The following is a 15,664-nucleotide window of genomic DNA, read 5'->3' as shown; positions in this document are numbered from 1 at the left end:
AACAGCTCAAATTACTTTAATTGATTAGTTTTTAAAGATTTCTACAGTCATTTGATTTGAATTTTAGGAGCATTTCATTTATTCTAAAAATAATTATTAGATTTAGAATTGATACTTTAATAAAAATATTGCTTAAGTATTTTCCATAGAAATTCTGTTGTCAATAAACCCCAAAGCTAATGACCCCAACCCCTGTTTTAGGTGTTCCTATTCAAGAAAGGTACCTGGCCATTGACGTCCTTCGTGGACTGACTATTGCCCTCATGATCGTAGTCAATACTCCCGGCAGTTGGAGTCACTTGTACGCCCCATTTGCCCATGCAGATTGGCATGGATTTACAATTACCGATTTGGTTTTCCCAACTTTCCTGTTTGTAGTAGGTAATGCCATGAGCTTCAGCATGAAGAAAATGGAAAAAATGGATCAGGGTGTTTTTCTCAAAAAAGTATTCAAAAGAACGGCAATCATATTCCTGATCGGATGGGGTTTAAATGCATTTCCATTTTTTGAATACAACGAAGCCGGAGGAATCGTCATGATCAATTGGTGGGATGTCAGGTTATTGGGTGTACTGCAAAGAATTGCCCTTTGCTACATGCTTGCCTCACTGATTTTATTTTATTTGGGAAAAAGAGGGGCTGTTGTATTCAGTATTCTCACACTATTGGGATTTTGGTGGGCTTTGTATTTTTTTGGAGATACAGAAGACCCTTATTCTTTAACAGGCAATGCCGTTTTGAAACTCGATCTTTGGTTGATCGGAGCCAAAAATCTCTATGGAGGTGAAGGCATTCCATTTGAACCGGAAGGTATATTGAGTACATTCCCTTCGGTAGTCAATGTAATTGGAGGATACTTTGCCGGAAAATTTATCCAGCAAATGGGAAATACAAGCAAAACCGTAAAGGCAATCTTTATCGCAGGTGTGGTAATGATTGTAGTCTGTTTACTTTGGGATAATGTATTTCCAATCAATAAAAAGATTTGGACAAGCCCCTACGTGCTTTTGACAGTTGGACTCGACCTTTTCCTGATTGCTTTCCTTATCCTGGTCATTGAGGTCTGGAAAAAAAGAAACTGGACTTATCCTTTTGAAGTATTTGGGAGAAATCCATTGATCTTATATGTACTTTCCGGAATCGTGATATCTGTGATGCATATCATCCAAATAGGAGATAAAAGTCTGAAGGGTGTAATTTATGAATTGGCATTCACTTCATGGTTGGGGCCAAAGAATGCTTCCCTCCTGTTTGCGCTTTTTTATATGCTGTTGATTTGGTTGGTGGGATTGTGGATGGATAGGAAAAAGATTTATATCAAGGTTTGATTTGAAAGTGAATTGAAAAATTTTAAGATTGGAATATTTTAAAATTGAAAAAATCGAAATAAAAAAGAGGTATTGCTAGGAATAAAATTACTTGTCAATCCCCTTCTATTTCCTTTACCAATTCTGCATACCAATCCGGACCAAATTTCCTGATCAAAGCATCTTTGAGGAATTTATAAATCGGAACCCCAAGCTTGCTGCCCAGTACACAAGCTGCGCTGCAAATATGCCAACGGTCGTAGTTAAGGGCTTCAAACTGATCATATTTAGTAATCCTGATAGGATACATATGGCAGGAAATAGGTTTTTTGAAATCTGTTTTTCCATCCAGATAGGCTTGTTCTATACCACATTTTAAAATTCCTTTTTCATCATAAAGGGCATAAGCACATTCCCTGTTATCCCCTATGGTGGGTGTTCCTTTATCGCCGTCTTTATCAATAACCCATGTTCCTTGTTCTTCAATTACTTTTCTGCCCTCTTCTGTGATATAGTCTTTTACCAATGGATAAATCTGCTCAATAATGCGCGTTTCCTCCTCTTCCAATGGCGCACCCGAATCTCCCTCAACACAACAAGCTCCTTTGCACTTTTCCAGGTCACAAACAAAAAATTGTTCTTTTATATCATCGCTGATTACAGCATTACCAACAAGTATCATTTCTAAATTAAATTAAAGGGTAAAGTTATGGATATTGATTTAAGAATCTGTCAAAAATCAATTTGAAACTTCATGTCCATCTTCTATTTTTTTAATCGATAAAAAAAGAACCGTCCCAATTTCTCGGAACGGTTCAACCCAGCACTATGAAGAAAAGCTTTTTAAGCCTTCCAACAATTAACAATGAAGCATTTGAAATGTTTAAAGTATTTTAAATCTTTTTTTAAAATCTGAATTCATATCCGGCTGTGATAAACTGTAGTATACCCCCTTTGATGCCTTGTGGTCTTCTGGAAGTAATAAATCGCTTTTCTTTTAGATTTTTGATCCCAAAATCAAATTTTGAATACCATTTGGAAACATCATCACCAAAAACAGCATCAGAAACTTTTTAGGAAGGAATTAGACCTATTCTACCATCTACTTTAGCTTCGATACTAATAAGTTCATCTGCAAATTGGTTTCCAAAAAATTACCTTACCGCCTTAAGCTAATTTTGGAATTTGTCTAAAGGGTAATTGCTGAATTGATAAACTACTCTTATGCGTTTTATTTATAACAATCCTAATTTTATAGATTTTGCCAATGAACTATATTTAAATAATTTATATTTTAATTTTTAACTATTGGTTTTGGACATAAGGTTAAATAAGATTAATCGAAATTGTCTTACTTTGCAAGGTGCAAGCCGACTTGTCGCTGTTCTCTTTGATGGGGAGAGAGGAAAGTCCGGGCTACATAGAGCGCCATATTTCCTAACAGGAAGGGGTCAAGTTGGTGACGACTTGATTACAGAAAGTGCCACAGAAAATATACCGTCCCGTCCCGATAGCTATCGGGATCGGGATAAGGGTGAAAAGGTGGGGTAAGAGCCCACCGCCCAAATGGTGACATTTGGGGCATGGTAAACCTTATGGGTTGAAAGATCAAATAGGTCCCGCGATGAAACCTGGTTTCATAAAAGGTTGCTCGTCTTTATGCGGGATGGGTAGATCGATAGAGTCATTCCGTGAGGAATGACCTAGATAAATGACAAGTGATGCATTCATCAGGAATGTTGAACAGAACCCGGCTTATAGGCTTGCACCTATTTTATTTAACCAAAATACTTCTATGCCAAAAATTCTGATAATCGATGATGAAAAAATCATCAGGTCCACATTAAGGGAAATTCTAGAATATGAAAAATATCAGATATCGGAAGCCCAAGATGGAGAAGAGGGACTTAAAATGTTGAAGGAAGAAGACTTTGATTTGGTCCTTTGCGATATCAAAATGCCAAAAATGGACGGGTTAGAGGTTTTGGAAAAAGCTTCGGAATTGGAAAAATTTCCGCAATTTATCATGATTTCGGCCCACGGATCCATTGAAACAGCTGTAGAAGCAACAAAGAAAGGTGCATTTGATTTCGTTCCAAAACCACCTGATCTGAACAGATTGCTTTTGACTGTAAGAAATGCTTTGGATAAAAAGAACCTGGTATCGGAAACGAAAATACTCAAGAAAAAACTTTCTCAAAAACTGGATATGGTCGGCGAGTCCGCTGCCATAAAAGATGTAAAAGAGACCATAGAAAAAGTCGCTCCTACCGAAGCCAGAGTCCTGATTACCGGCCCCAACGGTACCGGAAAAGAGTTGGTTGCGCACTGGCTCCATAAAAAAAGCAATAGATCTCAAGCGCCCTTCATTGCAGTCAATTGTGCAGCTATTCCTGCGGAATTAATTGAAAGCGAACTTTTTGGGCATGAAAAAGGCTCCTTTACCTCTGCGGTAAAACAAAGGATAGGTAAATTCGAACAAGCTGACGGTGGCACATTGTTTTTAGACGAGATAGGAGACATGAGTTTATCCGCCCAATCCAAAGTGCTCAGGGCCTTACAAGAACACAAAATCACCCGCGTAGGCGGTGATAAAGATATCAAAGTAGATGTAAGGGTCCTGGCAGCTACAAATAAGGATCTCAAAAAAGCCATAGAAGAAAATCTCTTCAGAGAGGATTTATATCATCGACTCAGTGTCATTCTAATTCAGGTTCCCCCTCTCAAAGAAAGAAAGGAAGACATTCCTATTCTTGTAGACAAATTCCTTGAAGACATTGCAAATGAATATGGCACTGTCAAAAAACAGATCTCAAAAGAAGCCCTTTCGAAACTGAAGGAATTTCCATGGACAGGAAATATAAGAGAATTACGTAATGTGGTTGAGAGGTTGATGATTTTGGGTGAAAAAACCATCAGCTTGGATGATATAAAAAAATACGCTGACTACGATTAGTCAGCTTATTTTTATCCTTTGATCTCTTTAGAGTCTACAGCTTTGGCATAAGCCGGGCAAGGCTTACTCGAAGCACAAGAACTAAGTGCCAATACCCCGACTGCCATAACAATAATTGCTAATCTTTTCATACTTTATATTTTTTGGAAACCAAATATGTTTAATTCTTAAAGGAATACAAAATTAATTGACCATTAAATTACAGCCTCTAATTACACTGTTATCAAATCTTCCAAGTACCTCTACGCTACCATCATGGCCTTTTTTTCCCAAATCCTGAGTTTCTATAAAGGAACAGGAATGAAAATTTGCAAGGTCAATAATATTGATCCCTCCCTGTGACCTAAAGGTTAAGGAAAGCGGGTCGTTGATGTCCCTCAATAAAACGCGCATGGTAGGAGGTAAATTGTATTTCCCCTCTCCTATTGAATATGCCTGAGACATTAATTCAGTCATACCATACTCAGAATGTACCTGACTTATTCCAAAGGAACCTTGCAAAATATCGTGTACTTCTTCCCGTATCATTTCTCTTCTTCTCCCCTTCATCCCCCCTGTTTCCATCACAAAAAAATTTTTATTTTCAGGGATTTTCAAACCACTTTCAGCCAAATCCAATAAGGCAAAAGTAACTCCAAGTAATAAAATCTTCCTTGGATCATCTTTCAAATCATGTAATTTCTCAACTAGTTCCCGCTGATTGTAAAGGTAGTACCCCGAGTGTTTTGAATTGGATCTGGTTATAAAATAATCCGTCATCCTAACCAGGGAACTTCCTTTTCTTTCCAAATATGAGGGAAGCAAGGCCAAAATATGGAAGTCTTCTATAGACCCATATTCTTTTTCAAATAAATTCAGCGAATGCTGCAGGTAGAAGTCCTCTTTCCAATAATAATGCCTACTTGTCTGTACTCCTGTGGTACCACTGCTTGAATAAAAACCTTCAAAATCCTTTGGATTTCCGCAAATAACTTGATGTTTTTTAAAAAATTCAATTGGTAAAAAGGGAATCTGTTCCACAAAATCAACTTCTTGGAAAGGAATTTTTCTAAATTTTAAATATTCACTATAAACAACGTTGTTTTCAGCTTGGAACCTAAAAATATCCAAAGCGAGTTTATCAAAATCAGAAACCTCCAAAGACAATATCTTTTGCCTAAAACAATTAAAATATTTGATCGTTCTATTATTTGTCATTAACATCCGTGGTATTTTGACTATACATAAATTCCTGTAATTTTACACCCACATGAGCGATGTAATAAAATATCCTGTTTTTATATTTCTGATTTCGATATTGGGGTCCTGTATCTCTCCTCCTGACAATTTTCCCTCAGTACCGGAAATATCCTTCAAAGATATAAGGTTTGTGCCAACAGATGGTTCAGATTCTTTAATTGTATCCGTAGATTTTAAAGATGCTGAAGGTGATTTGGGTTTAAATCCCACAGATATCAGTCCGCCTTTTCAACCGGTAGATTTTATTAGAGACAATTTAGGTAGGCTTATTGTGTATAGTGCTAGGCCTCCCGAGGCTCCATCTTTTAACCCCATAGATTGGGAAATCAATCCCATAGTGAATAATCAAAGAGTAATGGATACAGTTTGGGTCAGACAGAATCCTAATCACAACAATATTTTTGTCAGATTTTTTATCAAAAGAAATGGTGTTTTCCAAGAATTTAAATGGGAAGATCCACCATTTTTTACCACTTTTAATGGCAGGTTTCCAAGAATAGTCAATGGTGTAGAAGAGCAACCTGTAGAAGGAAGCATTGAATATGCTATGATGTCGTTTGGATGGAACTCTATCTTTAGAAATGATACAATAAGAATAGAAATCGAAATCCAGGACAGGGCCTTGAATCGCAGTAATATGACTGCTAGTCCAGAAATCACACTTAATCAGATCAGAAATCCATAGGTGTTAATAATCCTTACTCCCATAAAAAAATTATGAAAATGCTACTTTTTTAAGTTAGAATATTTTTTTGGGCTTTATATCCTTGGAAATTTTTGTGGGTTTGATTCATGCATCATTTCATAAACCTTCTCTACAACATCTTCCACTGATGGTTTCGAAAAATAATCTCCATCGGAAGAATAGGCTGGTCTATGTTCTTTTCCTGTAAGCGTTGCAGGTTCGGAGTCTAAATAATAATAACCCCTTTGTTCTTCAATTACCTGTTGCATCATATACGCAGAGGCTCCTCCGGGTACATCCTCGTCTGCAAACAAAACCCTGTTGGTTTTCTTCAAGGACTCCACTATGCGATGACCTTTATCAAATGGAATTAAAGTCTGAACATCCAAAATCTCAATTTCTATTCCCATTTCTGACAGATCATCAGCTGCTTCCATCACAATTTTACACATCGAACCATAAGTGACTACAGTAAGATCATTACCTTCTTTTAAAATATCAGGCCTACCCAATGCAACCTTAAAATCTCCAATATTTGAAGGCATTTTTTCTTTTAATCTATAACCATTTAAGCATTCAATTACTAAAGCCGGCTCATCAGATTTAAGCAGTGTATTATACATTCCTGCAGCTTGGGTCATGTTTCTGGGCACACAAATCAGCATACCCCGCAATGAATGTAACAACATACCCATCGGCGAACCTGCATGCCAAACCCCTTCAAGTCTATGACCTCTTGTTCTTACAATCAAAGGTGCCTTTTGCCCTCCTTTGGTTCTGTATTGAAGGGATGCCAAGTCATCTGACAAAGTCATCAAAGCATAATATATATAATCAAGGTATTGAATTTCAGCCATGGGTCTAAGACCCCTCAAGGCAGCCCCTATTCCCTGTCCGATTATCGTACATTCTCGAATGCCTGTATCGGAAACCCTTAATTCACCGTATTTGGCCTGAAGTCCGGCAAAAGCCTGGTTTACATCTCCTATTTTACCGACATCTTCACCAAAAACCAGAAACCTTGGTTCTGTTGAAATAATATTATCAAAACAAGCCTGAAGTATCTCTCTCCCGTCTACCAAACTGGCATTTTCGTCATATTCTACAGCAACGGGCTCAATGTTATCTACCTTAAAATCAGATTCACTGTACAAATAACTGTTGTACCTGTCATTATTTTTAATTTTTTGACCAGCATACCAAAAATCAAGGTCTGACTTGATTTCATCTGAATCATTCCTCAAAGCCCATAAAGCTCTACGAACGGTACTTATGACATCTTTACGTATAGGATTTAATGTCTTGCTCAATTCATCTGCAAGCTGCATCAATAATTCTTTTTCAATTGAAACTGTTGCTGCATTTCTAATCAAATTAACAGCTTCTGATAATTCACTTTTAATCTCGTTAGAAAAAGCTTTCCAAGCTGCATCCTTTTCCTGTTTTATAAACAATTTGGTCTCCTGATCAATTTTGTCCAAGTCCTCCGGAGTAGCAAATTCATTTTCTAAAAGGTATTCCCTGAATTTGAGGTTACAATCGTTTTCTTTTTCCCAGGTCAATCGCTCTGCTGATTTATATCTTTCATGAGACCCTGATGTAGAATGTCCTTGTGGCTGTGTAAGTTCAATGACATGGACGATTACAGGGACATGTTCTTCTCTTGCTATTCGGGCAGCATTTTCATAGGTCCAGTCCAAAGCTTCATAATCCCAGCCCTTAACCACAAAAATTTCATAGCCTTTTTGATCGTCATTTCTCTGAAAACCACGAAGTACTTCAGAAATACTGCTTTTGGTTGTGTGATATTTGTTTGGAACTGATATACCAAAACCATCATCCCATACAGACACTACCATCGGAACCTGCAAGACTCCTGCAGCATTTATAGTCTCAAAAAACAATCCTTCCGAGGTAGAGGCGTTTCCTATAGTCCCCCAAGCTACTTCATTTCCATTTACACTGAATTCCTGAAAAGATTTTAAATCCTGATTTTCCCGGTATAATTTAGAAGCAAAAGCTAAGCCTAATAACTTCGGCATTTGTCCTGCTGTTGGCGAAATGTCAGCAGAGGAATTTTTCATGGAAGTCAAATTTTTCCATGAACCATCATGGTTCAATGACCTGGTAGCAAAATGCCCGTTCATCAACCTTCCTGCTGAAGCTGGCTCCAAATCAACATTGGTATGGGCATAAAGCTGTGCGAAATATTCTCTTATAGAGGACTGGCCTATAGCAAACATGAGCGTCTGATCCCTGTAATATCCTGCCCTAAAATCCCCATCCTGAAAATACTTGGCCATTACAATCTGAGCAAGTTCTTTACCATCTCCAAAAATCCCAAATTTGGCTTTACCCATAAAAACTTCTTTTCTACCAATAAGAGATGCCTGCCTGCTTTCTTGAGCAAGACGGTAGTCTGCCAAAAGGCATTCTTTATCAAATACTTTGGAATTTTTTTGCTTGGAGTTTGATGTCACTGCTTTCATTTTAAATTTTTTAAGAACAAATCCGGTTTATGGGACTAAGTCCAAGTATTTCAAAAATAAAGAAAATTGCGATTTTTACAAACTGGAAAACAGAATAATTCTAATTTTTTTCAAAATTATTTATGGTAAAACAGAAATAATAATACGCTTTAAAGAATATAATTTTTTATTTTTGATATTTACTTACGATAAAAATTCAAAAAATAGCGAATCACCAATAAAATTCATTGCCGATTCCCTAAAAATAGATTAACCCGAATTTTAGATTATCAGAATTACATTTTCGAAATAAAATTAACATTTATAATATTTTTTGAAATTAAATATTGAAAACACATCATTTTATTAAAGCAATCAAAATAACTTGATAGATTTTATCTTTGATATAGATTCACTTATTATCTTTGCGTTCTTATATCCACAAACCCAAATTTTAACAAAATGATAATAGGAATTCCAAAGGAAATCAAAAATAACGAAAACAGGGTTGCCCTTACTCCTGCCGGTGCCAAAGAGCTTGTAAAAAGAGGTCATCAGGTATATGTTCAACATACTGCTGGAGTTGGCAGTGGTTTTTCGGATGATGAATACACTTCAGCTGGAGCAGCGGTTTTACCTACAATTGAAGACATTTATGGCATTGCCGAAATGATTATCAAGGTAAAAGAACCAATTGAACCGGAATACAAATTGATAAAAGAAGGTCAATTGTTGTTTACATATTTCCATTTTGCTTCCTATGAGCCATTAACAAAAGCCATGGTGGAAAGTAAAGCTGTTTGTCTTGCTTATGAAACTGTGGAGAAAACTGATAGAAGCCTACCTTTACTGGTACCTATGTCTGAAGTTGCGGGAAGAATGTCCATACAAAAGGGTGCAAATTATCTGGAAAAACCGCTCAAAGGAAGGGGAATACTTCTTGGTGGAGTTCCAGGTGTATTACCTGCAAAAGTATTGATTTTGGGTGGAGGAATTGTGGGTACTCAGGCAGCGTGGATGGCAGCCGGTCTAGGTGCTGATGTAACCATAATGGATGTCTCCATTCCAAGGATGAGATACCTCGCAGATGTTATGCCTGCAAACGTAAAAACGATCATGTCCAATGAGTACAATGTACGGGCTCTGATAAAAGAAGCCGACCTGATTATAGGTGCCGTATTGATACCTGGCGCAAAAGCTCCCCATTTGATCACAAGAGACATGCTGAAAGAAATGAAACCGGGAACAGTTCTAGTAGACGTTGCTGTTGACCAAGGTGGATGCATCGAAACCTGCAAGCCAACCACACATGAAAACCCAACCTATATCATTGATGATGTGGTTCATTATTGCGTAGCAAATATGCCAGGAGCAGTACCTTATACCTCAACCTTGGCACTAACTAACGCAACTCTTCCTTATGCTATTCAACTGGCGGATAAGGGCTGGAAAAAAGCTGCACTTGAAAATGCAGAGCTAGTCTTAGGCCTTAATGTAATTCACGGTGATATTGTGTATAAAGCTGTCGCAGATGCTTTTGATATGCCATATGTGCCTGTTGAAAAATATTTAGCTTAAAAATCAACCTCCTGGTTGAAATAAATTAATAAACTGTCAGAAGCTCCTTGTAATTATTTACAGGGAGCTTTTTTTATATTATGCGATTAAGTCAATATGATTTCAATTCAACCTATCCAAAACTTCAAAGCTGGAAACATTACTTTTGAACTCCGGAATGATTGATTTTAAGTGAAAAACGATTTCATTTTCGTTACTTTTCCCTACCATACTAAAAAACAATTCTAATTGGGATTCAATCTTATAGTAATGAACATGTGAAACTTGAGCGATTTTAATCTTTGGATGATGTGTTATTTTAACTTTTTCTGAATCATTGAGTAGTTCTTCGTAGAGTTTTTCTCCATCTCTAAGTCCTGTAAACACAATCTTGATTTCATCTCCTACTTTTTTACCACTAAGTTGAATCATATTGGTGGCAAGGTCCAGGATTTTAATAGGTTCACCCATATCAAAAGCGAAAATTTCTCCTCCATTTCCCATTATTCCTGCTTCAATTACCAGTTGACTTGCTTCAGGTACAGTCATGAAATACCGTGTCACATCAGGATGTGTGACCGTAATAGGACCGCCTCTTTGAATTTGTTTTTTAAACAGTGGAACGACCGAACCATTTGAACCTAAAACATTACCGAATCTTGTTGTAATAAATCTTGTATAGGAATTTTTGTGGTGCTTCATTAAAAAAGCATTCAACGATTGAACATACATTTCAGCGGCCCTTTTTGTAGCTCCCATTACATTGGTGGGATTTACCGCTTTATCTGTGCTGACAAAAACGAACTTATCTACATGGTGCAAAACAGATAAGTCTGCTAAAATTTTAGTCCCTAAGATATTGCTCTTAATTGCCTCTTCAGGATAATTTTCAATCATGGGAACATGCTTATAGGCAGCTGCATGGAAAACTATATCAGGTTTAAACTTTGAAAAAATTGATTTCATGCTGTTTTCATCCCTTATATCGGCCAATACCACCTGATGCGGAGTTACCATAGCCAAATTTTTCAAATCAAGATCCAACTCATATAAGGCAGATTCTGACATATCAAGAAGAACAACAAGCCTTGGATTATAATACATGATCTGACGGCACAGTTCACTTCCAATAGACCCCGCAGCACCTGTCACCAGTACAATCTTTTCCCGAAGACTTTCTTTGATTTGAGGATTATCCAAAGAGATTTGTTCCCTTCCCAAAAGATCTTCGATTTTCAAATCCCGGATGGCTTCGGAATTCAAGCCTCTGTTTATCCATTGATTAAGCGGAGGTACAATACTAACATGCACCTTATATTTGAAACATTCTTCTATAATTTGTTTCTTTCGTTTTAGCGGCAAATCCCTCACCGCAATGATCAGTTCCGAAACACCTTGATTTTCGACGAGCATAGATAGGTTTTCCAAACCTTTCAGGATTTTCTTGCCTTCAATGATTTTACCTTCCTTCTTTGGATCATCATCCAAAAACGCCGCAATTACAAGATTAGAATTGCTTTCCCGCTTAATAACATCATTGGCAATTATTCCAGCTTCACTTGCTCCAAATATCACTCCTACCTTAACTTGGTTGGTTACAAATCCACTTTTCAAATAAAGAAACAATTCCTTTACCAATAACCTATAAAAAACCAACAGGAACAAAGAGGATAATACAGCTATAATCAAAACTGATACGGGTAAAAGGTATCCCCCCAAAACCCACTTATCAAATACAATATTCACTATTGAAATTAAAACAAAATTCAACAGTATCGTCCTGAAAATAATCATGCTATCCTTAAAACCTGTATGCCTGACAATCCCTTTATAACTCTTGGTGAAAAACATCACCAAAATACCTGAAAGCATAAAACATAGTGATCCAAAAAAAGCATTGTTTTGCTGGACAATTTCCAATTCAAAGTTGAATCTTAACAAATAAGCAAAAAAAGCAGACTGGAATAAAATCACCGCATCTAAAGAGGCAATTACCCACCTGGGAAGCACTTTCATTTGTCTTAAAAAGTCCATAGTAGTTGGTTTTTTTATATGTATACTTAAAATAAATATGGTTTAAAGCATATCAAAGTTATCATAGATTCGCATAAAAACTAATTTTCTTTAAGGGTAAATTTGCTCGAATTTTTAACTAACATTTATCACTATTTGTGTTACAATTTTACCGACAAAAAAATTATTTTAATTCAAAAAAAAATTATGTGATTTGTTTTATTGTTAAGAAAAAAATGAGTTAAATCTCAATCTTTATTACTGCTACCCTTGAATTTTGGCATAGTTGAATGACCTTCTTGATTAATTCCATCACTTTTTACTATTTTCAAGATTGTTTTTAGTATGATCTCTAAATCCAGAAAAAAGGACAGATTTTCTACATACCAAATGTCCAATTCAAACCTTTTTTCCCAGGTCATATCATTTCTTCCATTTACCTGTGCCCATCCTGTAATTCCAGGTTTCACCGAATGACGTTGGTTTTGTTCTTTGGAATATAAAACCAAATACTCTTCCAATAAAGGTCTTGGACCAACCAAACTCATATCACCCATCAAAACGTTCCATAGCTGAGGTAACTCATCCAATGAAGCTGATCTGATAAATTTACCTATTTTGGTAAGTCTTTTGTCATCCTCCAATAAACTCCCTTCATCATCATAGACATCCTTCATAGTTTTAAATTTAACCAGCAAAAAAATCTTTTCATTTAAACCCGGCCTTCTTTGATAAAAAAATGGCGACCCATGATTTGTCAAAAAAAGAGTCAACCAAACAAGAAAAATTAATGGGCTTGTAAGAATCAATAAAAGCAAACCAAGAACCAAATCCAAAAACCTTTTCCCGATAGATTTATACATGAAAGAATATGATAATAATACTTAAAGGTTTTTGATTATTTCTACAATCCTTGATTGGTCATCTTCGGTAAGATCCTCACTGCTTGGAAGACATAATCCCTGAGAAAATAATTTTTCGGAATATCCTCCCTCGTAAAAAGGACATCCTTCAAAAGACGGTTGGGTATGCAGTGGTTTCCATAAATACCTTGATTCGATTTTTTCATTTAGTAAAGCGATCCTTACATCTTCATTCGAGGATCCAAAAATCTTTTCATCAATAAGAATAGCTGAAAGCCATCTGTTTGAAAAACAACCTTTAGGTTCATCTATGAATGATATTCCAGGAAGCTCTTTCAAAAGATGGTAATAATTTTCATAAACTTTTCGCCTTAAGGATATCTTTTGGTCCAATTTACTTATTTGGGCTAATCCAATTGCAGCAGAAATATTATTCATGCGATAATTATAACCCACTTCTTTATGAACATAATATTTGTAATTTTCCCTGGCCTGGACAGCTAAATACCTGGCTTTATCAATCAAAGCAGTGTTAGAACTTAGCAAGGCACCTCCTCCCCCAGTTGAGATTATCTTATTCCCATTGAAGGAAAAAATCCCAAAAGCACCCCATGTTCCACACAGCCGGCCATGATAAGTTGATCCCATAGCTTCAGCAGAATCTTCAATTACGGGTATTTCATACTTCTCGGAAATAGCCAGAATTTCATTATACTTAGCAGGCATCCCGAAAAGATCAACTGATATAATGGCTTTCGGTTTTTTACCTTTGGAAATTCTATCCCAGATTCCTCTTTCCAAAATTTCGGGACAGATATTCCAGGTTTCTGCCTCACTATCCACAAAAATCGGCGTCGCTCCCAGATAAATTACAGGATTGGCTGTTGCACAAAAAGTAAGGGACTGACACATCACCTCATCTCCATTTCCTACTCCCAATAGCTTTAGTGCCAAATGAATGGCTGAAGTACCTGAATTTAAAACAGCGGTTTCAAAACCTGAAAATCTATTTTTGATGACAGATTCAAATTTTTCTATAAACTCTCCACTTGTTGCAATTTGTTTTTGATGCAATGCTTCAAGTAGGTGTTTTTTTTCAAGCTCTTCAAAAACGGGCGTCGAAAGAGGAATAGGTTTTAACTCATTCATATTTGGATAACTTGAAGACAAATCTAGAGTAAAGTTTAATTTTAAAAAATATTGAGGTCTGAACTCCTGTATTTTTTATTAAAAAAAGAAAAGCTCCAGAAAAATCCGGAGCTCTGTCAATATTACAATAACAAAACAAAAATCAATTATCGCTCAATTTAGCTTTATCGATTACTCCTTCCTGAATTTCAGCCTTATGGATAGATTTCTTTTTAGCCCTTTTGGAAAGTATCGGCGGAGAATTTTTGTTTCTTTTTTTCACTCTTTTCAGAGTAATACTATCCAATTTCGCTCCCAATATAACAGCTGTCAAAATGACTAATGGGAGTAATACATAATCGTTCAAATTGGAAGCAAGAAAAATCAGACCAATAAAGCAGCATTTTACAAAGGTCAGTGTCAGTGTAACTTGATCATGCCTTAATCCCATTCTCAAAAGAAAGTGATGTACATGGCTTTTATCAGGTTCCATGGGTGACTTCCCATTCAAAGTTCTCTTTATGAAAATTCTTGATGTATCATAAATCGGAATAATCAACAAGGCTACCCCTGAGGCTATGGGGGCATTAAATTTCCAACCCTCAAAAGATGCCATAGTTCCGTTCTTATCGATAAAAAGAACAGTAAGAACAGCTAGTGCAAAGCCTAAACTCAAGGACCCTGTGTCCCCCATAAATATTTTTGCAGGATGCCAATTATAGACCAGAAATGACAAAACTGCACCAACCAAAATCAGCGAAAATGTCGCATAACTGGTCAGCCCAACATCATAAAACCACCACCCAAGAAATAAGAATGTGACCAGACTGATTGAACCTGCCAAACCATCTATGCCATCAATGAGATTAAAGGAATTGGTTAAAACTAAAATAGTGAAAAAAGATATGAAGTAACTTATCCAAATCGGCAGATCATAAATCCCCATAAATCCATAAAGACCAGTCAACCTAATATCAGCCATCACTACCACCAAGTAGGCTGCAATAAATTGGCCTGCGAGTTTTTGAAATGCACTCATATTGACCATATCATCTCTAAGCCCTACAAAGAACATCAAACCAAATGCGGCTAAAAGAAATCTTATTTCGGTTATAAACTGACCATCAAGCCAGGAAAGAACCGCGACAAATGTTGCAGCTACAAAGGATATCCCACCCATAGAAGGAATGAATCCACTATGGATTTTCCTACCTCCCGGTCTATCCATCAATTCCATTTTTTTGAGAATTAGAATGATAATAGGTGTTATAAGAAAACCTATGAGGAAAGCGGTGCTGACTGCAAGAAAAATAATCATAAAAATTAATTTGTTGGCAAAGTTAGCTATATGCCTAACTTAATTCAAAATTTCTCAAAATAATTTATAAATATCTTGGTATTTGTATACAAAATGCATTTTGAATATTGTAAAATATCAGCTTTGACAA

At 36.4% G+C, this 15,664-nt stretch carries 11 protein-coding genes and 1 other RNA gene; 5 read left to right on the top strand and 7 right to left on the bottom strand.

Going from position 1 to position 15,664, the window contains the following annotated elements; genetic code table 11:
• Window positions 1–179: 179 nt before the first annotated feature.
• On the top strand, window positions 180–1,328 hold the full coding sequence (locus B9A52_RS16075) for an acyltransferase family protein (RefSeq protein WP_084121440.1): 1,149 nt from the start codon (window positions 180–182) through the stop codon (window positions 1,326–1,328).
• Window positions 1,329–1,422: 94 nt separating this feature from the next.
• Here B9A52_RS16075 and B9A52_RS16070 read toward each other — a convergent pair whose 3' ends face one another.
• A complete protein-coding gene (locus B9A52_RS16070; protein ID WP_084121439.1) occupies window positions 1,423–1,989 on the bottom strand; it encodes a DUF3109 family protein in 567 nt (188 codons plus the stop codon).
• 680 nt (window positions 1,990–2,669) lie between these two features.
• Between B9A52_RS16070 and rnpB the strand changes: the two genes are divergently transcribed.
• Together rnpB and B9A52_RS16060 are read left to right on the top strand one after the other, a co-directional pair.
• Window positions 2,670–3,081, top strand: an RNA gene (gene rnpB / locus B9A52_RS16065) — RNase P RNA component class A.
• A gap of 21 nt (window positions 3,082–3,102) precedes the next feature.
• Window positions 3,103–4,263: a sigma-54-dependent transcriptional regulator gene (locus B9A52_RS16060; RefSeq protein ID WP_084121438.1), complete on the top strand. Its 1,161-nt coding sequence runs from the start codon at window positions 3,103–3,105 to the stop codon at window positions 4,261–4,263.
• 183 nt (window positions 4,264–4,446) lie between these two features.
• Here the strand turns inward: B9A52_RS16060 and B9A52_RS16055 are convergent, their stop codons facing one another.
• Entirely contained in the window at window positions 4,447–5,460 is a 1,014-nt protein-coding gene (locus B9A52_RS16055) for a long-chain-fatty-acid--protein ligase (protein ID WP_231955259.1), read from the bottom strand.
• 52 nt (window positions 5,461–5,512) lie between these two features.
• On the opposite strand from B9A52_RS16055, the gene B9A52_RS16050 reads away from it, so the two are divergent.
• On the top strand, window positions 5,513–6,187 hold the full coding sequence (locus tag B9A52_RS16050) for a hypothetical protein (RefSeq protein WP_084121436.1): 675 nt from the start codon (window positions 5,513–5,515) through the stop codon (window positions 6,185–6,187).
• A gap of 74 nt (window positions 6,188–6,261) precedes the next feature.
• Here the strand turns inward: B9A52_RS16050 and B9A52_RS16045 are convergent, their stop codons facing one another.
• Window positions 6,262–8,676 carry an alpha-ketoacid dehydrogenase subunit alpha/beta gene (locus B9A52_RS16045; RefSeq protein ID WP_084121435.1) on the bottom strand — a complete coding sequence of 805 codons (2,415 nt, stop codon included), beginning with the start codon at window positions 8,674–8,676 and terminating at the stop codon, window positions 6,262–6,264.
• 441 nt (window positions 8,677–9,117) lie between these two features.
• Here B9A52_RS16045 and ald point away from each other — a divergent pair, with 441 nt between their 5' ends.
• The gene (ald, locus tag B9A52_RS16035; protein WP_084121433.1) at window positions 9,118–10,233 is read left to right on the top strand and encodes an alanine dehydrogenase; all 1,116 of its coding nucleotides are present in this window, start codon (window positions 9,118–9,120) and stop codon (window positions 10,231–10,233) included.
• 102 nt (window positions 10,234–10,335) lie between these two features.
• On the opposite strand, the gene B9A52_RS16030 is transcribed toward ald, so the two are convergent.
• From B9A52_RS16030 to B9A52_RS16015, 4 genes are all read right to left on the bottom strand, one after another.
• Window positions 10,336–12,246 carry a polysaccharide biosynthesis protein gene (locus B9A52_RS16030; RefSeq protein ID WP_084121432.1) on the bottom strand — a complete coding sequence of 637 codons (1,911 nt, stop codon included), beginning with the start codon at window positions 12,244–12,246 and terminating at the stop codon, window positions 10,336–10,338.
• Between the two features lie 227 nt (window positions 12,247–12,473).
• Window positions 12,474–13,088: a sugar transferase gene (locus B9A52_RS16025; protein WP_084121431.1), complete on the bottom strand. Its 615-nt coding sequence runs from the start codon at window positions 13,086–13,088 to the stop codon at window positions 12,474–12,476.
• Between the two features lie 21 nt (window positions 13,089–13,109).
• Window positions 13,110–14,237 carry a DegT/DnrJ/EryC1/StrS family aminotransferase gene (locus B9A52_RS16020; RefSeq protein WP_084121430.1) on the bottom strand — a complete coding sequence of 376 codons (1,128 nt, stop codon included), beginning with the start codon at window positions 14,235–14,237 and terminating at the stop codon, window positions 13,110–13,112.
• Between the two features lie 142 nt (window positions 14,238–14,379).
• A complete protein-coding gene (locus B9A52_RS16015; RefSeq protein ID WP_084121429.1) occupies window positions 14,380–15,534 on the bottom strand; it encodes an MraY family glycosyltransferase in 1,155 nt (384 codons plus the stop codon).
• Window positions 15,535–15,664: the final 130 nt, after the last annotated feature.

Origin of the sequence: Aquiflexum balticum DSM 16537, assembly GCF_900176595.1 — a bacterium.
Classification (GTDB): Bacteria; Bacteroidota; Bacteroidia; order Cytophagales; family Cyclobacteriaceae; genus Aquiflexum; species Aquiflexum balticum.
The sequence above is the reverse complement of the archived record's forward strand: the minus strand, read 5'-3'. Positions and strand labels throughout refer to the sequence as shown.

What these genes read in the sequence shown, in the direction of transcription:
- B9A52_RS16025 (WP_084121431.1), bottom strand. Translation starts at nt 13,088, where the DNA reads ATGTATAAATCTATCGGGAAAAGGTTTTTGGATTTGGTTCTTGGTTTG.
- B9A52_RS16070 (WP_084121439.1), bottom strand. Translation starts at nt 1,989, where the DNA reads ATGATACTTGTTGGTAATGCTGTAATCAGCGATGATATAAAAGAACAA.
- B9A52_RS16020 (WP_084121430.1), bottom strand. Translation starts at nt 14,237, where the DNA reads ATGAATGAGTTAAAACCTATTCCTCTTTCGACGCCCGTTTTTGAAGAG.
- B9A52_RS16050 (WP_084121436.1), top strand. Translation starts at nt 5,513, where the DNA reads ATGAGCGATGTAATAAAATATCCTGTTTTTATATTTCTGATTTCGATA.
- ald (WP_084121433.1), top strand. Translation starts at nt 9,118, where the DNA reads ATGATAATAGGAATTCCAAAGGAAATCAAAAATAACGAAAACAGGGTT.
- B9A52_RS16055 (WP_231955259.1), bottom strand. Translation starts at nt 5,460, where the DNA reads ATGACAAATAATAGAACGATCAAATATTTTAATTGTTTTAGGCAAAAG.
- B9A52_RS16030 (WP_084121432.1), bottom strand. Translation starts at nt 12,246, where the DNA reads ATGGACTTTTTAAGACAAATGAAAGTGCTTCCCAGGTGGGTAATTGCC.
- B9A52_RS16060 (WP_084121438.1), top strand. Translation starts at nt 3,103, where the DNA reads ATGCCAAAAATTCTGATAATCGATGATGAAAAAATCATCAGGTCCACA.
- B9A52_RS16045 (WP_084121435.1), bottom strand. Translation starts at nt 8,676, where the DNA reads ATGAAAGCAGTGACATCAAACTCCAAGCAAAAAAATTCCAAAGTATTT.
- B9A52_RS16075 (WP_084121440.1), top strand. Translation starts at nt 180, where the DNA reads ATGACCCCAACCCCTGTTTTAGGTGTTCCTATTCAAGAAAGGTACCTG.
- B9A52_RS16015 (WP_084121429.1), bottom strand. Translation starts at nt 15,534, where the DNA reads ATGATTATTTTTCTTGCAGTCAGCACCGCTTTCCTCATAGGTTTTCTT.